Annotated in this window: 23 protein-coding genes, 2 tRNA genes and 3 pseudogenes; 12 read left to right on the top strand and 16 right to left on the bottom strand. The window is 64.1% G+C overall.

Annotated features, from left to right (window positions below; all coding sequences use genetic code 11):
• Positions 1 to 227 precede the first annotated feature (227 nt).
• The 3 genes from HD592_RS00695 to HD592_RS12440 form a co-directional block, all read right to left on the bottom strand.
• Entirely contained in the window at positions 228 to 1,820 is a 1,593-nt protein-coding gene (locus tag HD592_RS00695) for an MFS transporter (RefSeq protein WP_221437785.1), read from the bottom strand.
• Entirely contained in the window at positions 1,821 to 3,038 is a 1,218-nt protein-coding gene (locus HD592_RS00690; protein ID WP_184451284.1) for an amidohydrolase, read from the bottom strand.
• 124 nt (positions 3,039 to 3,162) lie between these two features.
• Positions 3,163 to 3,447 carry a hypothetical protein gene (locus HD592_RS12440; protein ID WP_343058824.1) on the bottom strand — a complete coding sequence of 95 codons (285 nt, stop codon included), beginning with the start codon at positions 3,445 to 3,447 and terminating at the stop codon, positions 3,163 to 3,165.
• On the opposite strand from HD592_RS12440, the pseudogene HD592_RS00685 reads away from it, so the two are divergent.
• From HD592_RS00685 to HD592_RS00670, 4 genes and pseudogenes are all read left to right on the top strand, one after another.
• Positions 3,443 to 4,184: pseudogene (locus HD592_RS00685) on the top strand (ISL3 family transposase); the annotation flags it as partial. The gene HD592_RS12440 and the pseudogene HD592_RS00685 overlap by 5 nt on opposite strands.
• 33 nt (positions 4,185 to 4,217) lie before the next feature.
• Positions 4,218 to 4,694: a major tail protein gene (locus tag HD592_RS00680; protein WP_425503072.1), complete on the top strand. Its 477-nt coding sequence runs from the start codon at positions 4,218 to 4,220 to the stop codon at positions 4,692 to 4,694.
• Positions 4,691 to 5,095: a hypothetical protein gene (locus HD592_RS00675; protein WP_184451282.1), complete on the top strand. Its 405-nt coding sequence runs from the start codon at positions 4,691 to 4,693 to the stop codon at positions 5,093 to 5,095. Before HD592_RS00680 ends, HD592_RS00675 begins: the two co-directional genes overlap by 4 nt.
• Positions 5,092 to 5,292, top strand: a complete 201-nt coding sequence (locus HD592_RS00670; protein WP_184451281.1) for a hypothetical protein — start codon at positions 5,092 to 5,094, stop codon at positions 5,290 to 5,292. The genes HD592_RS00675 and HD592_RS00670 overlap by 4 nt, the downstream gene beginning before the upstream one ends.
• Here HD592_RS00670 and HD592_RS00665 read toward each other — a convergent pair.
• Positions 5,289 to 5,717 carry a hypothetical protein gene (locus HD592_RS00665; RefSeq protein ID WP_184451280.1) on the bottom strand — a complete coding sequence of 143 codons (429 nt, stop codon included), beginning with the start codon at positions 5,715 to 5,717 and terminating at the stop codon, positions 5,289 to 5,291. The genes HD592_RS00670 and HD592_RS00665 overlap by 4 nt on opposite strands.
• A gap of 209 nt (positions 5,718 to 5,926) precedes the next feature.
• On the opposite strand from HD592_RS00665, the pseudogene HD592_RS12070 reads away from it, so the two are divergent.
• Positions 5,927 to 6,076: pseudogene (locus tag HD592_RS12070) on the top strand (ISL3 family transposase); the annotation flags it as partial.
• Positions 6,077 to 6,161: 85 nt separating this feature from the next.
• Here the strand turns inward: HD592_RS12070 and HD592_RS00660 are convergent.
• The 12 genes and pseudogenes from HD592_RS00660 to dnaA form a co-directional block, all read right to left on the bottom strand.
• Positions 6,162 to 7,278, bottom strand: a pseudogene (locus HD592_RS00660) (IS1249 family transposase).
• A gap of 231 nt (positions 7,279 to 7,509) precedes the next feature.
• Positions 7,510 to 8,049 carry an SHOCT domain-containing protein gene (locus HD592_RS12435; RefSeq protein ID WP_221437784.1) on the bottom strand — a complete coding sequence of 180 codons (540 nt, stop codon included), beginning with the start codon at positions 8,047 to 8,049 and terminating at the stop codon, positions 7,510 to 7,512.
• 239 nt (positions 8,050 to 8,288) lie between these two features.
• A tRNA-Ala gene (locus HD592_RS00650) sits at positions 8,289 to 8,364 on the bottom strand.
• 11 nt (positions 8,365 to 8,375) lie between these two features.
• Positions 8,376 to 8,510: a DLW-39 family protein gene (locus tag HD592_RS11850; protein WP_221437783.1), complete on the bottom strand. Its 135-nt coding sequence runs from the start codon at positions 8,508 to 8,510 to the stop codon at positions 8,376 to 8,378.
• Between the two features lie 28 nt (positions 8,511 to 8,538).
• Positions 8,539 to 8,615: transfer RNA gene (locus tag HD592_RS00645), tRNA-Ile, on the bottom strand.
• A 199-nt stretch (positions 8,616 to 8,814) separates the two neighbouring features.
• On the bottom strand, positions 8,815 to 9,210 hold the full coding sequence (locus HD592_RS00640; RefSeq protein ID WP_184451279.1) for a DUF3566 domain-containing protein: 396 nt from the start codon (positions 9,208 to 9,210) through the stop codon (positions 8,815 to 8,817).
• Positions 9,207 to 11,885: a DNA gyrase subunit A gene (gyrA, locus tag HD592_RS00635; protein WP_184451278.1), complete on the bottom strand. Its 2,679-nt coding sequence runs from the start codon at positions 11,883 to 11,885 to the stop codon at positions 9,207 to 9,209. The genes HD592_RS00640 and gyrA overlap by 4 nt, the downstream gene beginning before the upstream one ends.
• Before the next feature lie 67 nt (positions 11,886 to 11,952).
• Positions 11,953 to 13,998, bottom strand: a complete 2,046-nt coding sequence (gene gyrB, locus HD592_RS00630; RefSeq protein WP_221437782.1) for a DNA topoisomerase (ATP-hydrolyzing) subunit B — start codon at positions 13,996 to 13,998, stop codon at positions 11,953 to 11,955.
• A gap of 201 nt (positions 13,999 to 14,199) precedes the next feature.
• Complete coding sequence (locus HD592_RS00625; RefSeq protein ID WP_184451276.1) at positions 14,200 to 14,940, bottom strand: DciA family protein; 741 nt, start codon at positions 14,938 to 14,940, stop codon at positions 14,200 to 14,202.
• Complete coding sequence (gene recF / locus HD592_RS00620) at positions 14,937 to 16,121, bottom strand: DNA replication/repair protein RecF (RefSeq protein ID WP_184451275.1); 1,185 nt, start codon at positions 16,119 to 16,121, stop codon at positions 14,937 to 14,939. The genes HD592_RS00625 and recF overlap by 4 nt, the downstream gene beginning before the upstream one ends.
• A gap of 2 nt (positions 16,122 to 16,123) precedes the next feature.
• Complete coding sequence (gene dnaN, locus HD592_RS00615; RefSeq protein ID WP_184451274.1) at positions 16,124 to 17,260, bottom strand: DNA polymerase III subunit beta; 1,137 nt, start codon at positions 17,258 to 17,260, stop codon at positions 16,124 to 16,126.
• 443 nt (positions 17,261 to 17,703) lie between these two features.
• Complete coding sequence (dnaA, locus tag HD592_RS00610) at positions 17,704 to 19,191, bottom strand: chromosomal replication initiator protein DnaA (protein WP_184451273.1); 1,488 nt, start codon at positions 19,189 to 19,191, stop codon at positions 17,704 to 17,706.
• 462 nt (positions 19,192 to 19,653) lie between these two features.
• Here dnaA and rpmH point away from each other — a divergent pair, with 462 nt between their 5' ends.
• The 7 genes from rpmH to HD592_RS00575 all read left to right on the top strand — a co-directional run bounded on the left by rpmH (position 19,654) and on the right by HD592_RS00575 (position 24,232).
• Complete coding sequence (rpmH, locus tag HD592_RS00605; RefSeq protein WP_009212821.1) at positions 19,654 to 19,794, top strand: 50S ribosomal protein L34; 141 nt, start codon at positions 19,654 to 19,656, stop codon at positions 19,792 to 19,794.
• 10 nt (positions 19,795 to 19,804) lie between these two features.
• Positions 19,805 to 20,158 (top strand): ribonuclease P protein component, encoded by a 354-nt coding sequence (gene rnpA, locus HD592_RS00600; RefSeq protein ID WP_184451272.1) that lies wholly within the window; start codon positions 19,805 to 19,807, stop codon positions 20,156 to 20,158.
• Positions 20,155 to 20,598: a membrane protein insertion efficiency factor YidD gene (gene yidD, locus HD592_RS00595; protein WP_184451271.1), complete on the top strand. Its 444-nt coding sequence runs from the start codon at positions 20,155 to 20,157 to the stop codon at positions 20,596 to 20,598. The genes rnpA and yidD overlap by 4 nt, the downstream gene beginning before the upstream one ends.
• A gap of 10 nt (positions 20,599 to 20,608) precedes the next feature.
• On the top strand, positions 20,609 to 21,949 hold the full coding sequence (yidC, locus tag HD592_RS00590) for a membrane protein insertase YidC (protein ID WP_184451270.1): 1,341 nt from the start codon (positions 20,609 to 20,611) through the stop codon (positions 21,947 to 21,949).
• Positions 21,950 to 22,019: 70 nt separating this feature from the next.
• Positions 22,020 to 22,541 carry a Jag family protein gene (locus tag HD592_RS00585; protein WP_184451269.1) on the top strand — a complete coding sequence of 174 codons (522 nt, stop codon included), beginning with the start codon at positions 22,020 to 22,022 and terminating at the stop codon, positions 22,539 to 22,541.
• An 8-nt stretch (positions 22,542 to 22,549) separates the two neighbouring features.
• The gene (gene rsmG / locus HD592_RS00580; protein WP_184454288.1) at positions 22,550 to 23,236 is read left to right on the top strand and encodes a 16S rRNA (guanine(527)-N(7))-methyltransferase RsmG; all 687 of its coding nucleotides are present in this window, start codon (positions 22,550 to 22,552) and stop codon (positions 23,234 to 23,236) included.
• 126 nt (positions 23,237 to 23,362) lie between these two features.
• The gene (locus HD592_RS00575; protein ID WP_277298728.1) at positions 23,363 to 24,232 is read left to right on the top strand and encodes a ParA family protein; all 870 of its coding nucleotides are present in this window, start codon (positions 23,363 to 23,365) and stop codon (positions 24,230 to 24,232) included.
• Positions 24,233 to 25,575 lie beyond the last annotated feature (1,343 nt).

The following is a 25,575-nucleotide window of genomic DNA, read 5'->3' as shown; positions in this document are numbered from 1 at the left end:
TTGCTCGAGGGTGGCCGAGAGGGTGAACGGCGCGTCCGTCGTAGGACGGACTCTCAACGAATGAGTGCCGCAATGACTACCAACGAGCGGTTCCCCTATGAAATGAAGAGGGACCTGATCACAAACTTTCCTCGCGATCAGGCCGTTTCGTGATGGTAAATGGGACATCGGGTGCATGAATCCTTTTGCTAGGTTCATGCACCCGACATCTACGTATGTTGAACGTACTAGGAGCGAACCAGCTTTCTTAGCTCCTCAATCGGGAGGTTAGCCAGCTGATCAAGGATCTCTTGCCGCTCGTCGTCGGGAAGCACCTGCGGTTCGGGATCCGGAGTTTCCTCGGGTCCATTAGCAGATCCGCCGCCCTTCGGGACAGTGGTGGTGATGGAGACGATCGCTGTCAACAGGAATACCAACGAAACACCAAGTGCCACCATCGCGGCGAGGCGTAGGGAGGTGTTATCACTGCGCCCAGTCATGGTAATCAGGTCGGGCACCTGGGCGCCCTGCAGGCCGTAGAAAACTGCCAGCGAAATAGCGGTGCCGATTGCACCACCGAGCGAGGACGCCATCTTGTAGATGCCAGCGCCGGAACCGGCCTGGGCGGCCGGCAGGTTTGCCAGCGCGGCATCGGTTGATGGCGTCGCGTAGAACGCCAGGCCGAGGCCGAATAGGCAGTAGGCGATGATTGCGAGAATGACGTACTGCCCAATGAGCAGATGGGTCATCATGAGCATCACGCACGACACGATGGTGATAAAGCAACCCCAGATCATTGGCTTCCGCGGCCCGAAGCGCTGTAGCAGCTTTTCGCCAATTCGGATGAACGCGATGATACACACGCCATAACCAAGCGAGAGCAGACCCGCATCGAACGGCGTGTACAAAGAGCCGTCAGCCTTGTGGCCTGCTAGCTGGATGACCTGCTGGCTAATGATCAGCATACCGATGGTGCCGTTGACCAGGAAGTTCGAGATCGTGGCGCCCGTGAAAGTGGTGTTCTTGAATAACGCGAAGTCGATGAACGGGTTGGATTGCTTGCGTTCCCATTGAACGAACAAGACGTATGCCACGACTGCCAGCAGTGCCAGGCCAAGGGTCGTGAAGCTGGACCAGCCCAGCTTGGAACCGTACAGCAGCACGATCATCAGGCCAAGGGTACCAACGATGAACAACGCCAGGCCGGGCGCGTCAAACTTCTTGTGGGTAGGCTCGGCGACCTTATTTTCAGGAGTACCGAGGATCATCAAGAACGAAATCACCGAGATGATGATCGATGCGATGAAGATACCGCGCCAGCCTACGAAGTTGACGACGGAACCGCCGAAGATCGCAGCCAGGCCCGAGCCGCCCCAGGAGCCAATGGACCACATCGACACCGCGCGCTGACGGGCAGGGCCGTCCCAATACGCCTTAACCAGAGCCATCGACGCCGGCATGATACAGGCAGCTCCGAGGCCTTGAATAGCTCGACCAGCCAGCAGCAACGGGAGCGCCAAGCCGCCAGAGGCGAAGACAGTGAGCAACGAGCCAGTAGCGTTCAACAAAATGCCAATGAGCGTGATCTTGACACGCCCGATCCGGTCGGCCAGGCCGCCCATCAACACCATGAACAGGCCGGAACACAGGCCGGTGATCGACACCGCCAGATTCATGCCCGCCGCATCGATATTGTCTGTCCCGATGTCGGCCATGATGTTCGGTGCGACGGTGGCCGCGGTGCCGGCAAACAGCCAGAACGTCACCACCGCGAGCACAACGCCCCACAGCAGCTTCTCAGTTCCCTGGTAGCCGGCCTTTTCGGTCGTTGTTGTCATCATTTACTCCTTCAGCCATGCCAGGCACGCGACGATCGCCGCTTCGGTTCCTGTGCGCAGGGTCGGCTGCATGACCGGCCCGAACGCAGGGTTATGGTTGGGGTACGTCTGGGCTCCAGCTTCGAATCCGCCGAAGCCCCAGTAGCAGTAGTCGATTCCGAACGCATCAGGGATGAAGCTGAAATCTTCCGACGCGGATACCTCGCCGCAATCCATCACGCGATCGGCACCGAAGTGATCGACGAACGCCTTGGTCACCTTCTCGGTTGTCGCGACGTCGTTGTCGGTGAGCGGGTAGGAATCGTAAACCTCAAATTCGGGGGCCTGAGGGCAGTTGGCGGCTTCGCATTCAGCGACGACGACGCGCTTGATGCCGGCCAGCAGTTGCTCACGGACGCCCATATCGTACGCACGGATATTAATCAGAAGCTGCGCCGAGTCGGGAATAATGTTCGACTTCGACCCGGCCTGAACCGAGCCTACCGTCAGCACCGCCATGCTGAACGGGTTGATCTCACGCGAAACCACCGTCTGTAGCCGCAAGACGATAGCCGACGCCAGAACCACCGGGTCCACTCCCAAGTGCGGCATGGAGCCGTGAGAGCCCTTGCCATGCAAAGTCACCTTGATTGAAGCGCCGGTCGACAGAATGGGGCCGACATGGGTGCCAACCTGCCCCGAACGCATCGGGCCAGCGAGGACGTGCTGGCCCAGGGCGACGTCGGGCTTGGGCAGCTTATCAACCAGGCCGTCCTCGACCATGGATTTGGCGCCGGCCGCTGTCTCCTCGCCGGGCTGGAACAGCGCGATGTGGGTGCCGCTCCAGGCATCGGTGTTTTCGGAGAGGATGCGGGCGGCACCGAGGTTGGCCACGATGTGGAAATCATGGCCGCAGGCGTGCATCACAGGCACCTCGTTACCGTTTTCGTCAGTTCGGGTAATCGTCGAGGCGTACTCAAAGCCAGTGCTTTCTTTAACTGGCAGGGCGTCGATGTCGGCCCGGAAAAGGACAGTAGCTCCCTTACCGTTTTCTAGGACACCAACAACTCCCCCACCGATCCGCTGCACCTGGTAGCCCAGCTTTTCCAGCTCGGCTTCGATGAAGTCGCAAGTTTCAGTTTCCTGCATCGAGAGTTCGGGATTCTTGTGCAGGTGGATGTATGACTCCTCCTGCCAATCGGTGATCGCGTCTAATGCTTTGTCAATATCGAGTGTTGACATCTTGCTCCTGTCCAAGCCGTTATGCGGCTTTTGAACAGTATCGACATAATGATACCTCGAGGTGATCTTGGGCTCGACCCCCGGAAAGTGGACATGGGGGTCGGGCCCTTTGAACTTTTCAGCGCTAAATAACCTGGCTCTTCTCAGTTGAGGGTGTAGGTCGAGCCGCGGCGGTGTCGGTGGGGGTGGGTGCGTCGGTGCCGGGGTAGGGGTCGAGGCCTCCCGAAGATGAAGGTTCTACACCGCTCATCTGGAAGACCTCGACATGCGCGACGCTACCTTCACTACCCCCGACGTGACCACCTTCGCCGGGCTGGATGACCTGGGCCTGCAGGCCGGCGGGCAACGCGTGGACCAGGATCGGGCGGTGCTGGCCTGCCGTGTCGTCGCGCAGGATCGGTGGTGTCACCAGTGTACGCGACGGGACCGGGACCGCTCGGCTGCTCGACATGATCGAGGGCCGGTCCAAGGCCGTGTTCAAGACCTGGCAGGCCTGGCGCGACCAGGCCCGGCGCGATGGCATCGAGGCCATCGCCATGGACGAATTCACGGGTTTCAAGACCGCTGCCGTCGAGAAGGTCCCACAGGCGGTGACGGTGATGGACCCCTTCCACATGGTCCACCTGGCCGCCGATACCCTGGACGAGTGCCAACGTCGCACCCAGCAGAACATCTTCGACCGCCCTGGCCGCGCCGGCGACCCGCTGTACCGGGCCCGTCACAGCCTGCACACCGGCGCCGACCTGCTCACCGACCAGGCGAAGACGCGCCTGCAGGACTTGTTCGCCGATGAGCGTCATACCGCGGTCGAGGTCACCTGGAACGTCTATCAGCAGATGATCGCCGCCCACCGCGACCCCGACCGAACGACCGGGAAAGCCACCATGACCGCGCTCATCGACACCATCGCCACCGGTGTCCCAACCGGGCTGCCCGAGATCGCCCGCCCGGGATGCACCCTGACTCGACGCGCCGACGACGTGCTCGCGTCCTTCGACCGCCCTGGCACATCCAACGACCCCACAGAAGCAATCAACGGCCGCCTGGAACACCTGCGCAGCACCGCCCAGGGCATCCGCAACCTCACCCACTACATCGCGCAGCCTCCTGGAAGCCGGCGGGTTCAAACGACACCTACACCGCTGATTGGGAAGAGCCGCCATCAGCGCTGAGCTGTCCGTGGAGCTAGCCGAGGCGATCCTCTACGCCGATGGTGGAGCCTCCGAAATCGTCAAAGAGTTTAAGTCCGGCACCATCACCCTCGGTATCGACGACATCGGCGCAGCCGTGGCAGCCGACCTAATCGGCGCACGAGTAGACGGCAACAAGGTACTGGTATCGGCCACCGAGGATGGAGGTTCTGGTGTGGCTATCGCGTTTCGAGCTGCGAAAGCAAACGGCACCTACCGCTACTTCTGGCTCTACCGCGTCAAATTCGCAGTACCAGCCACAAGCCTCACGACAAAGGGTGACTCTATCGAGTTTTCTACCCCAGAGATTGAGGGCACGATCCTGCGCCGCAACAAACCCGACAGCGCTGGTAAGCATCCGTGGAAAGCCGAAGCCGATGAAGCAACCGCTACCAGCAGCGTGATCACCGACTGGTACAACGCTGTTTATGAGCCCAGCTTCGGCAGCATGGAGGTGGGAGCATGAGCACCAAGAAGCAGCCAAAGCCCGCCTCGGTGATCACAATTAACGGCCAGGACTATCAGCTACGGCTCACCATCCGCGCGACCCGTGAGATTGCTGCCCGGTATGGCGGGCTAGATCATTTGGGTGACAAGCTCATGAAGTCGGAGAACTTTGAGCAAGCCATCGAAGAAGTTATCTGGCTGATCTGCCTGCTCGCTAACCAAGACGTCGCTATCTGGAACCTCCAGCACCCTGACGACAAGCGCGAAGAACTATCGACCGAGGTCGTTGAGCTGCTCACTGTGCCGGCTGACCTGACTGGATACAAGTCCGCGATCACTGCGGCGCTTGAGGAAGGCACACGCCGAGCGATTGTTTCCGAGCCTGACCCAAAAGCCGCAGAAACACCGCCAGCCAAGTGAGTGGCGAGTCGGACGAGGCCGCATTCACCCGTCTCGAATACATCGCCCTAGCCCACCTCCACCTCACCCAGGCGGAGGTGGGTTTACTGTGCTTCGGCTATCTACTCGACCTCATCGAATGCTGGCGGCAAGAAAACGGCCTCGCCAAACCAGCACTGCATCTCACGATTGATGATGTGATCCCTATCGGGATTTAATTCTGGTAGCGCTGCTTGTCGGCAATTTTTAGGCGGTTGAAGATGACTGTGGCAGCTTCGACGATGGATTTAAGTGGATAGCGTTGCTCCAGATACTCACGGTGCGCCTGGTATTTTCCACGACCTGTGCCGTAAGGAAGGTCGTTCAGCAGCGTGTTGACGACTTCATGCCCTTCGGAGCCAATCATGCCGAGAGCTTCAATCACCCACAGCCTGGCTTCAGGTCGAGTGATACCGCTCCACACCTTAGAAACGTCGAGGGTATCCCAGTCTTCGTACGCCTTACGCGAGATGTAGCCAACAAGGTGAGTGCGCTGTGAGAAATACCAGCGAGGAGATTCTTGATCTGCCCTTTCCAGTGAGTCTGAAAGTGGTAATTGCGGTTCAAGTTCTCCGAGCACTGCCGCGAAATCTCTAGCAAGCATTTTTCTAACGCCTTTCTTTTAGCTTCCGCTGCACAATGACATTCTCCCACGCACTACACGATTCGAGATGAGGTGAACCGGCTCTTCTCAGTTGAGGGTGTAGGTCGAGCCGCGGCGGTGTCGGTGGGGGTGGGTGCGTCGGTGCCGGGGTAGGGGTCGAGGCCTCCCGAAGATGAAGGTTCTACACCGCTCATCTGGAAGACCTCGACATGCGCGACGCTACCTTCACTACCCCCGACGTGACCACCTTCGCCGGGCTGGATGACCTGGGCCTGCAGGCCGGCGGGCAACGCGTGGACCAGGATCGGGCGGTGCTGGCCTGCCGTGTCGTCGCGCAGGATCGGTGGTGTCACCGGTGTACGCGACGGGACCGGGACCGCTCGGCTGCTCGACATGATCGAGGGCCGCTTCTCGGGTTAAAGGACAAAAGGAGTTGGTGGAGGGTTAGTCCCAGTCGTTTCGGTGGGGGCTTGTGTGGTGGAGTTCGTGCCAGCAGATGGCGTCGCCCCACCGGGGGATAGTCGCGGCGACGCCGTGTTCGCGTGAGGCGTGGTGCCAGGCGTCTTCGATCTGGGCGTCGGTGGGCATGACCTTGAGGATCTTGGCTGCAGGCAGGGGATGTTCGGTGTGCATGTAGCACCACCAGAAGATCGCTTTGATCCGCCGGCTCAGCCGCATGCCACGATGGTCGCGCAGCATCTGCCGCAAAGGCGCATTCGTGGCCCCTTCGATCTGGTTGTTCATCGCCGGCAGCACCCCCTCGAACTGAGGGTCGGTGTAGGTGAACAACACCCCCTTGACCAAGTAGCCGGTTCACACTGTTGCGCGCCCGCACGAGGCGTTCGTGCGTGTACTCCCAGCCGCCGTCAGGGGTAGGGGTCTTCTCGGCGAGGAAGTCCTCCCACCTCACGCACCACGCCATATAGTCCTGAACCCACACGGTCGCTTGTTCGCGATCCTTCACGTGAAGCAGCCGCGTGCCAATCTGGTAGAACTCGCGCGAACACGCCAATTTCGGCCGCGTGGTAGTGGCTTGTTTGACGATCCCGAACACGTGGAAGGTGCACCTTTGAACCCGAGTGTTAGGCCACGCTTTCTTTCGGGCCTTCTCAAAGCCGCTCCCCCCATCAGACACCACCACGACCGGAGGCGCGATCCGGTTCATGAGGGCCTCCCACGCACGCGAGTTCTCACTCCTTGCGACATACCAGCCCAACACATGCTCTCGTGTCTGGGCGATCAACACGACCGCTTTACGCCCCAAGTGCAGGCCGTCAACGAAGACGACCTCGTGGACCTCATCCACGACCGCAGACAAGGGCCAGACCTCCCACAAACGCTCACAGCGCCTACGAAACGACCTGCCACCACCTGGCATGTCCGCCTGCCTGGCCCCACCAAGCAGCCACGCGAGGAAGTTGTCCAGATGCTTCGCGGTGGCGTCAATCCGCTGCACGCCCGTTGAATGGCACGAGGTGCACTGCCACCTCTGCTTGCCCGTTTTCGACAGTCCGTACCGGATCAACTTCCTGCCACAAGAGGCACATTTCAGGATGTTCACTCACCGAATGTGCCAGCACCAACTTTGAACCCAACTTTCCCGCACCAACAAGCCGAAAAGTCGACGTTCTACCAACACATTTTGTCCACCCTCAAAGTTGGCGCCCAGCAACTTTGAACCCAACTTTCCCGCACCAACAAGCCAAAAAACCCAAGTCAAACCAACACGTCTTGTCCTATAACCCCGCTTCTCCGGTCTGTGGCGATCGGCTGAAGCGGCCCTGGGGTGAGGTCAGAGGCGGGAGAGGAGGTCGGCTTTTTTCGTCGCGAACTCTTCCTCCGTGAGGATGCCTGCGTCGCGGAGGTGCCCGAGTTTGGAGAGCTGCTCGGCGACGTCGGGAATCGCGGGTGTCGGTGCGCTCGCAGGTACGGGGGTCGGTTGGGGTGGCGTCATGGGCATCTGTGAGGCGGACGGGAGGGTGTAGCCGTCGCGTTGGATCTGGTGGATGGTGGCGATGATGAGGTCGGCTTGTCCGTGGTGGACTCGCATGGCGAGGTCGCCGCCGGAGGTGGTGAGGACGACTTCGGTGTTGAGCCCTTTGCCTCGGTGTTTGCCGATGTGGGTGATGGCGTTGAGTGGGATGATTTCGCCGTCTTCGCTGCGTCGGATTCCGGTGGCGAGGAGGGAGGCGCCCATGGTCATGAACCCGAGGGCGGCTTTGGATCCGGCGCCGAGCCAGCCTTTGCGGGTCCATTCGACGCGGTCGGGGTAGATCCTCACGTCGGCGTTTTTGCCGTGGATGTGGGATTTGAATTGCATGATGGGGTCCACAGTGGCCTCCTGATTGTTGGGTCGGCATCAATTGTGCACCGATGGCGTTGCCGACGGGGCGCGTATAGGGTGCGGGTGTGGGTGGTACCGGCTGCGTCAGGCCGGGGAACGCCAACTCCGGGGCCTGCGCTTAGCGCAGGCCCCGCGTCATTGCCTGAATGGCTACACGAATGGCTACACGCTCAGGCAAACCGCGGGGCCGACTACACGATTTTTCGTTGGAATCATGCGGATTCTTATGGTGGAGCTAACGGGACTCGAACCCGTAACCCCCTGCTTGCAAAGCAGGTGCGCTACCAATTGCGCCATAGCCCCTTGTGAAGGAATCAGTCCAGGGTTTCGTCTGTGACGGACTTCCAGAGCTCGACGTTATCGGAAAGATCCTGGGAGATCTGTCGAATGACGATTCCGATGGCGACGGCCGCTGCGACCGTCGAAAGAACCCCGATCCACTTCTTCATGGGATCTCCGCCTTTCCTTCGTCGCGGATGGTGGGCCTAGGTGGGCTCGAACCACCGACCTCAGTCTTATCAGGACTGCGCTCTAACCTACTGAGCTATAGGCCCAAATCCGTACCCCTCGGGCACCGGATTATCGTAACCGCACTTCACACGCACCGGCAAATCCGACGACGTGAACTGCGGCACGGAGTCGATCGGCGCGCCCGAAGGGAAAATCGACGCGCACCCACGGAGGACTGACAAGCGCGCACCCCCGAAGGAACGACAGGCGCGCGCACCCGAAAGCTCTCGGGCGCCGCTCGCCTCACTCGTCCATGAGGGAGACCTTGATGCCGCCGACCAGGGAGGCGATGACGTTGTAGAGCATCGCGCCCACGGTGGAGGCGGCGGTGAGCAGGACGACGTTGGCCACGGCGGCGATCGTCGCGTAGGACAGCACCTTCGGCAGGCGCACGTAGTCGAGCAGCACCGTGAACTTCTGCGCGCCGATCGTCGTGAGGAACTCCTCGATCGTCGAGAAGACGTGCATGCCGTCGACCATGAGCCACAGGACCGCCGTGCCGATGACGAGGGCGATGCCGAGGGCGACGGACAGCAGGAAGCTCACCTTCATGACGGTCCACGCGTCGATGCGGGCAACCGCCAGGTCGACCCTGCGGGGAGCGTCTTCGGTGGCGTACACGGTCGTCTCGTCGCTCATTCCTCGTTGCCTTCCTCAATGGAGTTCAGGTCTGACGCTACAGCCTCGACGGCGGTTTCGTCGTCATTCGCGTCCGACTGCGCGGAATCGCCACTCGTCGGGGACTCGGCGTCCCCCGCTCCGCGCGCCTCCGCCTCCACAGATGAGTCCTCTGCCGCAGACGCCTCCGCGGACTCCTCCTCATCCATCTCGCGCTCCGGGTTCGGGGTGATCGCAATGATCCGGTCGTCCCCGTCGGGGCGGGCGAAGATGACGCCCATCGTGTTGCGGGAGGTCGGGCGCACATCGGAGGCATTGACCTGGACGAGCTTGCCGGACTCGGTGATGACCATGACGTCCTCGTCCGGGTTCACGACGAGGGCGCCCACCAGGCCGCCGCGCTCGTCGACGAGCTTGCCGACGCGCACGCCCATGGTGCCGCGCCCCTTCGTCGGGTACTCCTCGACGGGGGTGCGCTTGGCGTATCCGGACTCGGTGACGATGAGCAGGTCCGCGCCCTCGCGCGGCACCTCCATGGACAAGAGCTCGTCATCGCCGCGGAACTTCATGCCGCGCACGCCCGAGGTCGATCGGCCCATCGGGCGCAGCTGCTCGTCGGTGGCGGCAAAGCGCACCGCCTGGCCGTCGCGCGACACGAGGATGAGGTCCTGGTCGGCGCAGATGACCTGGGCGGAGACGACCTCGTCGGGCCGTCCCTCCTCGTCCTCGCGCAGGTTGATCGCGATGATGCCGCCCGAACGCGGGGAGTCGTAGAGCTTGAGCGGGGTCTTCTTCACCAGGCCCGACTTCGTCGCGAGCACGAGGTAGTCGGCCATGTCGTAGTCGCGGATCGCGAGGACCTGCGCGATCTTCTCATCGGGCTGGAAGGCCAGGAGGTTCGCGACGTGCTGGCCCTTCGCGTCACGGCCGCCCTCGGGGATCTCGTAGGCCTTCGCCCGGTAGACGCGCCCGAGGTTCGTGAAGAACAGGAGCCAGTGGTGGGTCGTCGTGACGAAGAAGTGCTCGACGACGTCGCCGCCGCGCAGCTGGGTGCCGCGCACGCCCTTGCCGCCGCGCTTTTGCGAACGGTAGTTGTCGGTGCGGGTGCGCTTGGCGAAGCCGTCGCGGGTGATGGTGACGACGACGTCCTCTTCGGGGATGAGGTCCTCCATGCTCATCTCCCCGTCGAAGGGGACGATGCGCGTGCGGCGCTCGTCCCCGTACTTCTCGACGATCTCGGCGAGCTCTTCGGAGATGATGGCCCGCTGGCGCTCCGGCTTGGCGAGGATGTCGCGCAGGTCGGTGACGCGCGCCATGAGCTCGGTGTGCTCGTCGAGGATCTTCTGACGTTCGAGGGCGGCGAGTCGGCGCAGCTGGAGGGCGAGGATCGCGTCGGCCTGGACCTCGTCGACCTCGAGCAGCTCCATGAGGCCGGATCGCGCCTTGTCCACGGTCGCGGAGGAGCGGATGAGGGCGATGACCTCATCGAGGGCGTCGAGGGCCTTGAGGTAGCCCTCGAGGATGTGGAGGCGGTCGAGGGCCTTGTTGAGGCGGAACTGCGTGCGCCGCACGATGACCTGCATCTGGTGGGCGATCCAGTGCCGGATGAAGCCGTCGATCGACAGCGTCCTGGGCACCCCGTCGACCAGGGCGAGCATGTTCGCCGAGAAGTTCTCCTGCAGCGAGGTCCGCTTGTAGAGGTTGTTGAGGACGACCTTGGCGACCGCGTCGCGCTTGAGGACGATGACGAGGCGCTGACCGGTGCGGCCCGAGGTCTCATCGCGGATGTCGGCGATCCCCTGGATCTGGCCGTCGCGGACCAGCTGGGCGATCTTGTCGGCGAGGTTGTCCGGGTTGACCTGGTAGGGCAGTTCGGTGACCACGAGGCACTGGCGGCCGTGGATCTCCTCGACGGAGACGACGGCCCGCTGCGTGATGGAGCCGCGACCCGTCCGGTAGGCCTCTTCAATGCCCTTGTGCCCGAGGATCGTGGCGCCGGTCGGGAAGTCCGGGCCGGGGATGATGCGGATGAGGGCTTCGAGGAGTTCTTCGCGGGAGGCCTCGGGGTTGTCGAGGGACCACTGGACGCCCTTGGCGACCTCGCGGAGGTTGTGCGGCGGGATGCGGGTCGCCATGCCGACGGCGATGCCCTCGGAGCCGTTGACCAGGAGGTTGGGGAAGCGGGCCGGCAGGATCGTCGGCTCCTGGTTCTTGCCGTCGTAGTTGTCCTGGAAATCGACGGAGTCCTCGTCGATGTCGCGGACCATCTCCATGGCGAGGGGCGCCATCTTGCACTCCGTGTACCGGGGTGCGGCGGGGCCGAGGTTGCCGGGCGTGCCGAAGTTGCCCTGGCCGGCGACCAGCGGGTAGCGCAGGGACCACCATTGGACGAGGCGCGCGAGGGCGTCGTAGATCGCCGAGTCGCCGTGCGGGTGGTAGTTGCCCATGACGTCGCCGACGACGCGCGAGGACTTCGAGAAGGACGAGGTCGGGCGGTATCCGCCGTCGTACATGGCGTAGAGGACGCGGCGGTGGACGGGCTTGAGGCCGTCGCGCACGTCGGGCAGGGCGCGTCCGACGATGACGCTCATCGCGTAGTCGAGGTAGGACCTCTGCATCTCGACCTGCAGGTCGACCTGCTGGACGCGGTCGAAATCGACCGCCGCTTCGGTCTCAGTGGTGTGCTCGTCGCTCACGTTCGTCCTTCGCTTCGGGGGTGACGAGGGCGGGGCCCTCGCCTTGATAAGACTGGTTCGGTCGATGTCAGATGTCGAGGAAGCGCACGTCCGCGGCGTTGCGCTGGATGAAGGAGCGCCTGCGGTCGACGTCGTCGCCCATGAGGATCGTGAAGATCTCGTCGGCGTCGGCGGCCTCGTCGAGGGTCACCTGCTTGAGGATCCGGTGCGCCGGGTCCATCGTGGTCTCCCAGAGCTCGTGGTCGTTCATCTCGCCCAGGCCCTTGTAGCGCTGGATGCCGCCCTCCTTGGGCAGGCGCCGGTTTTGGGCCTGCCCTTCGGCGAGGAGCTTGTCGCGCTCCTTGTCGGAGTAGGCGAACTCGTGCTCGGCGTTCGTCCACTTGATCCGGTAGAGCGGGGGCATCGCGATGTAGGTGTGCCCGTGCTCGATGAGGGGCCGCATGTAGCGGAAGAGGAGCGTGAGCAGGAGGGTGGCGATGTGCTGGCCGTCGACGTCGGCGTCGGCCATGATGACGATCTTCCCGTAGCGGAGCTTGTCGAGGTCGAAGTCCTCGCCGATGCCCGTGCCGAAGGCGGTGATGAGCGAGCGGATCGTGTCCGAGGACAGGGCCCGGTCCAGGCGCGCCTTCTCGACGTTGAGGATCTTGCCCCTGATCGGCATGATCGCCTGGTGCTCGGGGTCGCGGCCGCCGACGGCCGAACCGCCGGCGGAGTCGCCCTCGACGATGAAGATCTCGCAGTCGGCAGGGTTGCGCGAGGAGCAGTCGCGGAGCTTGCCGGGCATGGAGGCGGATTCGAGGACGCCCTTACGGCGGGTCGCCTCACGGGCCTTGCGGGCCGCGACCCTGGCCGCCTGCGCCTGCTGACCCTTCGTGATGATGGCCTTCGCGTCGGCGGGGTGGGCGTCGAACCAGTCCCCGAGCTGGGCGTACACCTGCTGCTGAACGAAGGTGCGGGCCTCGGTGTTGCCGAGCTTCGTCTTCGTCTGGCCCTCGAACTGGGGCTCGGTGAGCTTGATGGAGATGACTGCGGTCAGGCCCTCGCGGATGTCGTCGCCGGTGAGGTTGTCGTCCTTGTCCTTGATGATCCCCTTGTCGCGCCCGTAGCGGTTGACGAGGGTCGTCAGGGCCGTACGGAAGCCCTCCTCATGCATGCCGCCCTCGGTCGTGTTGATCGTGTTCGCGAAGGTGTGGACCGAGGAGGAGTAGGCGGTGGTCCACTGCATCGCGATCTCGACGCTCATCGTGCCCTCGTCGTTCTCGGACTCGAAGTCGATGATCTCGGCGTTGATCGGCTCGTTCTTCTTCGCCGAGTCGATGTATTCGACGTAGTCGCGCAGGCCGTGCTCGTAGCAGTAGGACACCTGGCGGAAACCGGGGACCGGATCGTCCGCGGTGCCGAGCTCATCGCCCGTGATCTCATCGCCGTCGTCGACGGCGTTCGGGCGCTCGTCGGTGAGGGTGATCCGCAGGCCCTTGTTGAGGAAGGCCATCTGCTGGAAGCGCTGACGCAGGGTCTCGAAGGAGAACTCGGTGGTCTCGAAGATCTCGGGGTCCGGGTAGAAGGTCTGGGTCGTGCCCGTCTCATCGGTCTCCTCGCCGCGGACGAGCTCGGTGATCGGGGTGCCGCCGTTGGCGAAGGACATGCGCCAGGCGTAACCCTGACGGCGCACAATCGTGTCGACGCGGGTCGACAGGGCGTTGACGACGGAGATGCCGACGCCGTGCAGGCCGCCGGAGACCGCGTAGCCGCCGCCGCCGAACTTGCCGCCGGCGTGGAGGATCGTCATGACGACCTCGACGGTCGGCTTGCCCTCGGTCGGATGCAGATCGACGGGGATGCCCCGCCCGTCGTCGATGACGCGGATGCCGCCGTCGGCGAGGATCGTCACCTCGATGTGGCTCGCGTAGCCGGCAAGCGCCTCATCGACGGAGTTGTCGACGACTTCGTAGACCAGGTGGTGCAGGCCGCGTTCGCCGGTCGAGCCGATGTACATGCCCGGACGCTTGCGGACGGCCTCCAGGCCCTCGAGAACGGTGATGTCCGAAGCGCCGTAGCTTTCGGAACCATTCGTCGTCTTCTCGTTGTCAGCCACGCGGCTCCCCTCATCCATTCGGGCTGTTCACCCGAATATTCACCCCATCGATTCTAGCAAGAACGGCCATTCAACAGGGCTCGCCCCCGGTCGGCAGGGCCATCTCACACCCCGTGCGACCTGGGAGGATGCCGCTGTGAGCAGGGACACCCTAAGGATTGCGGATCGAAGGAGGGCGAATGGCGCCGATCCCCTCGCCGATGCTCCCGCCGCTCCCCCTCACCCGTAGGTGTCGCGGGGACCCCGGCCCTTGACCGACAGGGGCCCCTTGCGCCACGAGGGCGCGACCGGACCCCGGATGATGACCTGCTGAACGACCCCCGGGCCGACCTCTTCGTCGATGCGCCGTTCGATCGTCTGAAGCAGCAGGTGGAGCTGTTTCGCCCACGCCGTCGAAGAGCACCTGACGATGAGCGCGTGGTCCTCGAAGGCCTCGACCGTTGAATGCTCGGCCACATCGGGTCCGACGATCTGCGGCCACTTCGCCATGATGGAGCCCATCTTCGTGGGCGTGTCCCAGTGGTTCTTCGCGATCATCGCGTCGAGGACCTGGTCGATGCGTCCCGCCGGCCGGTAGTTGAGGCGCATCGCGGCAAGACCGGGCGCCTTCGCCCATTTCGAGCGCGCCCGGATCTTCGCGCGTTCGAGGGCGAGCAGATCGCCCTGCGCATCGCCCGACAGCGGACTCGGCGCCCCCTCCCCCGCCGATTCGGATCGGCCCTCGACATCAAGGGCCGTCTCCTCGGAGGCCCCCCGCAGGTCGCCCAGGCTCGGCCTCGATTCCTCCAGCCCCCAGGTCGGCGCCGTGGTGCGGACGTACCCCTTGGCCCGGGCGACCCGCTGGGCGCGGGCGAGCGCGCGGGCGAGGTACTCCTCAGTGGTCGCGGCCCGATCCGCGCCGCGACCCGCCCCCTCCCCGGCGGAAGGGGGTTGCGACCACGAGGAGGCGATCGCGCTCATGAGGCGACCGATCCGCCCTCGGGGGTCCAGGCGACGGGGATGACGTGCGCGACCAGCTCGGCGGGGATGTCCGCCTCGACCGCGGCGGTGATGAGGACCTGATCGGCCGCATCGACGCGCGCGGCCAGTCCCGTGCGCCGCTTCGCGTCGAGCTCGGCGAAGACGTCATCGAGGATGAGGATCGGCGTCTCCCCCTCCTCGCGCAGAAGATCGAAGGATCCGAGCCGCAGGGCCAGCGCCACCGACCAGGATTCGCCGTGGCTCGCGAAGCCCTTGACCGGCATGTGCCCGAGGACCAGACCGAGGTCGTCGCGATGCGCCCCCACGAGGTTCACGCCCCGGATCGTCTCCTGCTCGCGCATCCCGGCCAGCGCGGCGAGCAGCCTGCGGGTCTGCGCCTCGACGTCCTCCAGGTCGCCGCTTCCCGGATCGTCCCGGCTCGTGCCGATCACCCGGTCGACCGAGGCGTCGAAGGCCAGGGACAGGGCGCGCGGCGAATCGGCGATGTCCTCGTAGGCGCGCGCGGCCGGTCCGGCGAGCATCCTCGTCGCCCGGTGGCGGGCGGCCGTGACCTCCGCCGACAGTCGCGCGAACCTCTCATCCCAGATCTCGATCGTCGACAGCTCGGGTTCACGGCCCCTGCGGATCGCCGCCTGCGCCTGCTTCATGAGGGCCGCCCGCTGGCGCGCCACGCGATCGAACTCGCTGCGCGTCTGGGCGAAGAGGGGGCGCATCTGGATCGCGAGGTCGTCGAGCAGGGCCCTGCGCGCGCCCGGCTCGCCCCGAACGAGCTGGAGGTCCTCGGGTGCGAAGACGACGGTCCGGACGAGTCCGAGCAGATCCTTGGGCTTGGCGTTCGCGCGATTGATCCTCGCGCGGTTCGCCTTCCCGCGGACGATCTCGAGCTCGAGGACCTTCTCACGGCCTTCGGCTCCGACGGTCTTCACTCTGACGAAGGCGCCCCTGGGCGCCTCTTCGCCCTCGTCGATGGGGATGCGGACGAGCGCCGAGTCGGCGCCCACGCGATGGGAGGAGAAGGTCGACAGGTACGCGATCGCCTCGACGAGATTCGTCTTCCCCTGGCCGTTCGCGCCGAGGAGCACGGTCGGCCCCTCGGGCAGCTCGAGGACCAGGTGATGCCAGGAACGGAAGTCGTCGAGCGCGAGGTGCGAGACCCGCATCCTCAGACGCCGAAGCGAATCGGCATGAGGAGGTAGCGGAAGGTCGAGATCTCGCCCTCATCGGCCTTCGTCTGCCCGGTCATGACGGCCGGCTTGTTCGGGTGCGTGAAGCCGAAGCGGACGTAGTCCGTGTCCATGACGGCCAGGCCGTCGAGGAGGAACTGCGGGTTGAAGGCCGTGGCGATCTCCTCGCCGAACAGGGTCGCGTCGATCGCTTCGAGGGCCTGCGCGTTCTCGCCCTGACCGGCTTCGAGGACGAGGCGCCCTTCGGTGAAGGACAGTCGGACGGAGGTCTTGCGCTCGGCGACGAGGGCCATGCGCTTGACGGCCTCGAGCAGGGCGTGACGATCGCACACCGCCTGAATCGGCGTGGAGTCGGGGAAGAGCCTGCGCACGGGCGGGTAGTCGCCGTCCATGAGGGTCGAGGTCGTGCGGCGGCCCGCGGCGGTGAAGCCGATGAGCGAGGACGCGCCGGGCTGGTTCTCCGTGGAGACGCCGAGTTCGACCTTCGCGCCCGAGGTCATCGACTTCGCGACGTCCTGGAGGATGCGCGCCTTGACCAGGGCGATCTGCTCGATCGAAGGATCGGCGGGCTCCCATTCGAGTTCGCGCATCGCGAGGCGGTAGCGGTCGGTCGCGAGCAGGGTCATGCGTCCGCCGTCGATCTCGATCCTCACGCCCGTGAGCAGCGGAAGGGTGTCATCCTTCGACGCGGCGATCGACACCTGCGTGACGGCCTGACCGAGGACCTGCGAATCGATGGCGCCGGCGGTCTCGGGCTGCGCGGGCAGCAAGGGGTATTCGTCGATCGGCATGACGGCGAGCATGAAGCGCGAGGAGCCGCAGGTGAGGTTGACCTTCTGGCCGTCGAGTTCGAAGGTCACCGGCTTGGACGGCAAGGACTTGGAGATGTCCGCGAGGAGCCTGCCGGAGACGAGGACGTCACCGGGTTCCTCGACGGTCGCGGGGATCGTGGAGTTCGCCGAGACCTCGTAGTCGAAGGAGGAGAGGTGGAGCTCTTCAGCGGCGGCGTGTATGCGCACGCCGGCGAGGATCGGGCTGGCCGGACGCACGGGAAGGGCCCTGGCGGTCCAGGACACTGCCTCGGCGAGGACATCGCGGGCGACGGTGAACTTCATTCCGGCCTCCGTGAAGACATGACGATACGCCGTCTCACTCTACCTTCCCGAGCGGGCGAACGTTACTCGATCACCCGTCGGGCCGGGGGCGTGACGCGAATCCTCTGGAAAGAGCGGGTCCGGGGCTCATGTCATTCGGGGCGCGGGGGCTGGTGGCGGTGATCCGGCGTCATTCGAAATGACAAGAATCTTGTCATCATCAGGGATGTGGATTCTGTGGAAACGACGGTTTTCCCGTGCGCTGGGGCCCTTCAGCGGTGTTCACGCTTCCGGGGATGAGGATGGGGATCCGTCACGAGGGGCTGTGGACGGCGGAACATGTCATTCCACGATGTTCACAGGCGCCCCGCTCGAATCCCCAGGCTGAGGACGCTGATTCACCGCTCTGCTCACAGGGATTGTGAACGGGGCGGAAAAGGTGTGATTCGAGGGCGGGAGGAGCCTTACGAGCCCCGCGCGGCCTTCTTGATCCGGTTCGTGAGCTCCGAAACGTGGTTGAAGGTCTCCCGCTTCTCCTTCATCTGGGCGAGGATCTTCTTGTTCGCGTGGATGACGGTCGTGTGGTCGCGGCCGAAGGCCTGCCCGATCTTCGGCAGGGACAGGTCGGTGAGCTCCCTGCACAGGTACATCGCGATCTGGCGGGCCTCGACGACGTTGCGCGAACGGTCGGTCGAGCAGAGCTGGTCGATCGTCACCCCGAAGTAGGCCGCGCACTGGCCCATGATGAGCGAGATCGTGATCTCGTTGTCATCGGGATCGGAGACGTAGTCCTTGAGCATCATCTCCGCGAGGGAGAGGTCGACCCTCTCCTTGGTCAGGTTCGCGTAGGCGACGACGCGGACGAGGGCGCCCTCGAGCTCCCGGATGTTCGAGGAGATCCTCGAAGCGATGAACTCGAAGACCTCCGGCTGGATCTCGAGGGCATCCGTGGCGGCCTTCTTCTGAAGGATCGCGATGCGGGTCTCGAGGTCCGGCGGCTGGACGTCGACGAGGAGTCCGGAACCGAAGCGCGAGGTCAGGCGCTCTTCGAAGCCGTTGAGGTAGTTCGGGTGGACGTCCGAGGTCACGACGATCTGCTTATCGGCCTCGTAGAGCGCGTTGAAGGTGTGGAAGAAGCCCTCCATGGTCTGCTCCTTATCGCCGATGAACTGGATGTCGTCGATGAGGAGGATGTCGAGTTCGCGGTATCGCCTGTGGAAGGCCTCGACCTGCGAGTTGTCGGTCTTGTTGAGGCGGATCGCGTTGATGAATTCGTTCGTGAACTCCTCGGAGTTCACGTAGCGCACCTTGAGCTTGGGGTAGAGCGAGATCGCGTAGTGGCCGATCGCGTGGAGGAGGTGCGTCTTGCCCAGGCCGGAGTCGCCGTAGATGAACAGCGGATTGAAGGTGGTGCCCGGGGATTCCGAGGCGGCGAGGGCGGCCGCGTGCGCGAAGCGGTTCGACGGGCCGATGACGAAGGTGTCGAAGGTGTACTTCGGGTTGAGCCGGGTCTGCGCTCCGTCGAATGCGGGGGCGGGGGAGGCCGTCCGATGCTGTTCGGAGTGGGCCGGGGTGCGCTGGGGTGCCTGCGTCGGGCGCTCGTCCTGGTCGGCGTGGTCCCGCTGTCCGCTGCGCTCCCCGGGGTGCGCGCTCGAGTGCTCGGAGTCGTCCTCATCCTCGTCGAGGCTCGCGGCGAGCGCGGGGTCGACGGTGATGGCGATGCGGATCTCGCGTCCGAGTGTCGCTGAAAGAGCCCCCGCGACCTCGCTGCTCGCCTTGGATTCGATCCACGTCTTCGTGAAATCGGAGGGGACTGCGAGCAAGATGGTGCCCTCGATGTCGCCGAGGGGCTTGGCGGAGCGCAGATAGGTCGAGGCCGCGGGTCCGAGGTGATCTGTGGAAATGGTGTCGAGAGCCCGCTGCCAGGCAGCGTCCAGTGATGTCGTCTCCACGGTCCGTCCTCAAGGTGCTTCTGTGCGTGATGTCGATCACCGAATGGAGGGAGTTCCGCACCATTCGATCCTCTGTCACTGTAGCCGTCCCCAGCGTAATTCACAGCTTGGGGATGAAACTGTGGAAGGAAGTGCGCGAATGACATTTGTGTAGTTACACGGGCGGCGCTGCGCGGTGAAGCCGAAAGATGGAATTCCACAGGCCTGTGGATGGCGCGCGGGAATTCACACCTGTGGACGAGCTCGACCCACAGAGAATTCCACAGGTGTGAATACGGGGGTTTCGTCACAGCGGGACGAATGGCATTGACTCGCGTTCTTCGGCCTTCTAACCTGATTCTTCGTCTGTGCCCGTTTCGGCGGGCGCGCCATCGACTCCTGCGCGAAGCAATCGCGGTGGGGTCGCCACCACATGAACGATGAGCGGGAGTTGTCGGCCCGCTCCCGCCGAGGAGAACTGCAGTGACCACCAAGCGGACCTACCAGCCGAACAACCGTCGTCGCTCGAAGACGCACGGCTTCCGTCTTCGCATGAGCACCCGCGCCGGCCGCGCCATTCTGGCCGCCCGCCGCCGCAAGGGCCGCGCCAAGCTGTCCGCCTGAGACTGCGCTGGTGCTGCCTCGCGCACACCGGATGGTCGATCCCGAGGATTTCCGACGGACGTTCCGGCAAGGAGCGCGAGCCGGGGATCAGATCCTGATCGTCCACGCACGAACCGACGAGGAGCGCAATGACCGCCTCGTCGGTTTCGTCGTGCCTAAGCGGGAGATCAAAAGGGCGACGGGACGCAACCGGGTCAAAAGGCAGCTCCGACACCTCATGCGCGATCGCCTCGATTCCATTCCCGAGGGCGGCCGCATCGTCGTCAGGGCCAGCGGAAGAGCATTCGGCCGCAGCGCCTCGGAACTGGGCGCCCACCTGGATTCGGCGCTCGCCCGGGCCTGGAAGCGCTGGGAATCGAAATGAACGCCCCGGCGCGAATCATCGAGGTCATTCGCAGGCCGATCCGGTGGGTGCTCATCCTCCCGATCCGCCTCTACCGTCGATTCATCTCACCGATGATCGCCCCGCGATGCCGCTATGCGCCGAGCTGCTCGACCTACGCGATGGAAGCCATCGAGGTTCACGGGCCGATCAAGGGCATCATCCTCGGGACGTGGCGACTCCTCAGGTGCAACCCCTGGAGCCTGGGCGGCGTCGACCGCGTGCCGCCCAAAGGCCGATGGAAGCCGGAGCCGTGGACGCCCCCCGAGGACTGGGCGGGCAATGCGACCGACATCGTCAGACCCACCCCGATGGGGCTCGAACCCCTCCTGGGCGAGAACGCGGGTGCCGCCCTCGTCCCCGAAAACCCTCCGGCGAAGGCCGGACGATCACAGGGCGCGCGCCGCGCCCGAACTGCTTGAAGGAGCACGCATGTTCGACAAGATCCTTCACCCCTTCGCCGTGGCTGTGGCGTGGGTCTGGGTGAAGATCCACGACTTCCTCGTCCTGCTCGGATTCGAGTCCGGTTCAGGCGTCGCCTGGGTGATCTCGATCGTCCTCCTTACGCTCATCGTGCGCATCGCGATCGTGCCCCTCTTCCTCAAGCAGATCAAGAGCTCGCGGGCGATGCAGGCCGTCCAGCCCGAGATGCAGCGCATTCAGGCCAAGTACAAGGGCAAGAAGGATCAGGTCTCCCGCCAGAAGCAGGCCGAGGAGACCCAGGCCCTGTACAGGAAGTACAAGGTGAGCCCCTTCGCCTCCTGCCTGCCCGTCCTCGTCCAGATGCCGATCCTCTTCGCGATGTACCGTGCGATCTACGCGATCAAGGACCTCGCCGCGGGCACCTACAAGTACGCCGACATCGAGACCGATCACCTCGGTCCGATCGACCAGGAGGTCGCGAGCTCGATCGACGCCTCCACCGTTTTCGGAGTGCGCCTCTCGCACACGATCACCTCCGGGGACGGGACCGCGGCGGTCATCGTCTTCGTCCTCTTCATCGTCATCATGATGGCGCTCATGTTCTACTCCATGCGGATGTCGATGGTGAAGAACATGCCCCCGGCCGTCGACCCGAACAACCCGCTCGTCCAGTCGCAGAAGACCATGCTCTACATGATGCCGCTCATGTACCTCTTCTCCGGGGCCTTCTTCCAGATGGGCGTCCTCGTTTACATGATCACCGGTTCCGTCTGGGCGATCGGCCAGTCCTACTGGACCATCAAGGTCATGCCGACGCCCGGCGCCCCTGCGTACAAGGAGCTCGTCGCCAAGCGTTACGCGAAGTACACCGAATGGGCCAAGCCCTTCTTCGCCGACTACGATCTCGCCCGCGCGGGCCTGCCCTCCTCGGCGGAGGACCCGGGCGTCGTCGCCCTCAACGAGAAGACCTTCGAAGAGGCGGCCAAGCGGGCCAAGGGCCAGAAGGTCGCGACCGACTTCCCCGAGTCGATGACGGCCGGGGACAAGGTCTCGGTGCTGCGCAACCTCGCCCTGCAGGAGTGGACCACTCTTCCCGACGAGATGTGGATGCGCGGCGTCAAGGAGGCCACCGCCAAGGCCGAGGAGCGCCGCACCCAGCAGGCCAGGCGCGAGCAGCACAAGAAGATGTCCCGCGAAGAGCGACTCGCCGAGGCCGAGCGCCAGCGAGCACGCGAAGCCCGCAAGCAGGCGGCCGCGCAGAGCCCCGTTCAGAGCGCCGAAGAGCTCGAGCGCCGTCGCCAGGAGCGCCGGCGCGCCCGCAGGGAGCAGCGCAAGAACAAGGGCGAGTGAGCCACTCGCGACGGGGCTGAGAAGTCCGTCGCCTCAAGACCTCAACCCAATTCGAATTCGGGAGACTTAGATGACCGACAATCAGAAGGACAAGCTGACGCGCCTCGAAGAAGAAGGCGAGCTCGCTGCCGACTACCTCGAGGAGCTCCTCGACATCGCCGACCTCGACGGTGACATCGAGATCGACGTCGAGAACGGAAGGGCCAGCGTCGAGATCGTTTCAGAGGACCCGTCCGCCCTCGAGCGCCTCGTCGGAGAGGACGGGGATGTCCTCGATGCCCTTCAGGAGCTCACGCGCCTCGCCGTCCAGACCGAGACCGGCGAGCGTTCGCGCCTCATGCTCGACATCGCCGGCTTCAGGGCGGAACGCAAGTCCGAGCTCCAGGAGATCACGATGGAGGCGATCGCCCGTTTGCGCGCGACCGGCGAGTCCCAGCGCCTCGATCCGATGAATCCCTTCGAGCGCAAGGTCTGCCATGACGTCGTGGCCCGCGAGGGCTTCGTCTCCGAATCCGAAGGCGTCGAACCCCATCGTCGCGTGGTGATCCTCGCTTCCGAAGAACCCGGTGAAGAGGAAGCCGAAGAGGCGTGAGCACGGGGATGGGACCGGCCGCGGATGCCGCGGCTGCGGAGGCGAAGGGGCGCCGCGTTGGCGATCCCTTCGCTCCCGAGCAGCCGACGGATGAGGTGCGCGAGTTCTTCGGATCCTCCTTCGCCGATGTCGAGCATTTCGTCCGCATGCTCGAGGAGGAGGGTGAGATCCGAGGACTCGTGGGGCCCCGCGAAATGGAGCGCCTCTGGTCGCGTCATGCCGTGAACTCCGCAGCCGTCCTTCCCTTCCTGCCGAGGTCGGGGCAGGTCCTCGACATCGGTTCGGGCGCGGGCCTGCCCGGGATCATCATTGCGATCTGCCGTCCGGATCTGGACGTCCACCTCGCGGAGCCGATGGCGCGGCGCTGCGAGTGGCTTTCCGACGTGATCGACGAGATCGGTCTGGACAACGTCACCCTGCACCAGGCGCGCGCCGAGGAGCTGCGGGGCAAGGGTCGGGCCGACGTGGTGACGGCCCGGGCGGTGGCGAACATGTCGAAGCTGATCCGCATGACGACGAAGCTCATCGCGCCGGGGGGTTCGCTGGTCGCGCTCAAGGGACGCCGCGCGCCCCTCGAAGTGGAAGAGGCCGCACGCGAGCTCAAGAGCCATCACCTCGCTGCGAAGATCCATGAGGTTCCCTCGATCATGGAGGAGGAGTCCACCTTCGTCGTCGTGTGCAAGCGGACGAAGTAGCCTCCGCTCCTCCGCTTTCTTCGTTCATCGCGCCCGGGTGCGCCCGGCCGCACTTGGCCGGCGATCCTCGTAGACTGGACGGGCCGTGAGATGGAAGGTGGTCCTTTGAGCGTGGAATTGTCTGGCATGGATTCGACTCCGCTGCTGTCCCAGATGGAGCAGAACATGCGCGATCGGCGCCTTCTCGAGGACGCCGTGTTCGGACGCCCGTCGCGCACCCGGGTGATCGCCGTTGCGAATCAGAAGGGCGGAGTGGGAAAGACCACCTCGACGGTCAACCTTGCCGCCGCTTTGGCCGTGGGCGGTCTCAAGGTTCTGGTCATCGATGCGGATGCCCAGGGGAACGCCTCTTCAGCACTGGGTATTGAGCATTCGGCCGGAACGCCCTCGACCTATGACGTCCTCATTGGCGGCCAGCAGCTGTCGCAGGTCCTCGCGCCCTGCCCGGATGTCGAGGGACTCCTCGTGTGCCCTGCGACCATCGATCTTTCGGGAGCCGAGATCGAATTGGTCGATCTTCCGCGGCGCGAGTTCCGGCTCGCCGAAGCGGTGAAGGAGTTCCTCGCGCTCGTCCGCGATATCGATGTCGTCCTCATTGATTGCCCGCCGTCACTCGGGCTCGTCACCTTGAATGTGATGGTCGCCGCGGACGAGGTCCTCATCCCGATCCAGACGGAGTACTACGCGCTCGAGGGCCTCAGCCAGCTGTGGTCGACGATCGATCGCATCCGACGCGATCTCAATCCCCGCCTTCACGTCTCGACCATGCTGCTCACGATGTCTGATCGCAGGACGCGCTTGAGTGAAGAGGTGGAGGCCGAGGTGCGCGCGCATTTCGCGGATCTCACCCTGGAGACCGTGATCCCCCGTTCGGTGCGCGTGTCGGAGGCGCCCTCATACGGGCAGTCGGTCATCACTTATGATCCCCGGAACAGCGGAACCCTCGCCTATCGGAAGGCCGCGCTGGAACTCAGTCTTCGCCTCGCACGTTCCTGAGCGGGTGAGTCGCGGGCGGGGCCTCTCCTCTCGGTCTTCCATCGCGCTCTTTCGGTCGAGGCTTCTCGTCTCGATTTTGCTCCCACTCTCTGGCGCTTTCGCTTTCACTCTCTCACCCTTTCGCTCTGGCTCTCTGGCCCTCTCGCTCTGGCCCTCTCGCTCTGGCCCTCTCGCTCTGGCTCTCTCGCTCTGGCCCTCTCGCTCTGGCTCTCTCGCCCTTTCCCTCTCGCATTCTCCCTTTTTCGCGCGAGCATCCTTCCTCGTGATGCTCGCTTTCTTACGCTCAGGGGGAGACTGATCGGCCATCGTAGTCATCCGGACGGCTCCGTCAGGAGAGCGGTGCATCTTGCGCGATTTCGAAGGAGCTGAGCAGTTTTGTCGCTTTGATCTGCGAAAACACATCGGTGTTATTCACACTTCATGTTGATGCCGCGCCTCAGCTTCCCTCGTTTCAGTGAGTCGATGCCTCCTTCGCCACGGATGATGAGCACTGCTCGAGGGTGCATGGCATGGGTCTGGTCCTGGAGTCACCGTGATGTTTCACGTGAAACATTGAATGGGGCTTAAGCATGAGGGGTCCTCATCGCATGCTTCCTTTGAAGCGGGACTGATTGATGCTCAGCGGTGGTGGGCGGGCGACTTCGGGTTGAGGAGGGGCGCGGGTTCGGGGATCGGACTCTTGTTCATGGGTGATCGACGAGGAATGCCCCATCCCCGTATTCCTCTATCGTTTCCAGGACGGTAAGCTCGGTGTCTCGGTGTCTCGGTGTCTCGGTGTCTCGGTGTCTCGGTGTCTCGGTGTCTCGGTGTCTCGGTGTCTCGGTGTCTCGGTGTCTCGGTGTCTCGGAGTGAACGGAGTTTCGCCTTGTCCGGCGTCTCTGCTTGACTGAGCTTCGGCAGAGGCCACTGTGCCGCCGCATTCGCATCTCTCGCTACTTACGGCGTTTCGACATGGACCGATATTCGGGGCGGACGGCATTGCGTTGCGGCTGCTTCGGCCGCCGCTGCTTTCCCATCCCTGCCCTTGTTGTGTTGCGGGGCTTTTCTTTCGCCGCGGCTGCTCTCCCGCTCTGAGCCTTGTTGCGCTATGGATATCCTCTCACCGTGGCTCCTCTTCCGTCCCCGACCTTATTGCGCCATGCCTCTGCTCTCCCGTGCCTGCTCCCGTGCATCCTCGCCCTCTCGCAGCGGCCCCTATTTCGGCATGCCTCGCATTCTTCGTCATGTCGCTTCTCCCACGGAAATAGATGAGTCATCGGCTCATGAGTCGGCCGCTATCCCCTTTGCGGACTCCTCAACGCCGAAGGCGGGCCCGGAGGATTCTGATCTTCAGTGAAAGCCAA

Source organism: Schaalia hyovaginalis (assembly GCF_014208035.1).
GTDB lineage: Bacteria > Actinomycetota > Actinomycetes > Actinomycetales > Actinomycetaceae > Pauljensenia > Pauljensenia hyovaginalis.
The sequence above is the reverse complement of the archived record's forward strand: the minus strand, read 5'-3'. Positions and strand labels throughout refer to the sequence as shown.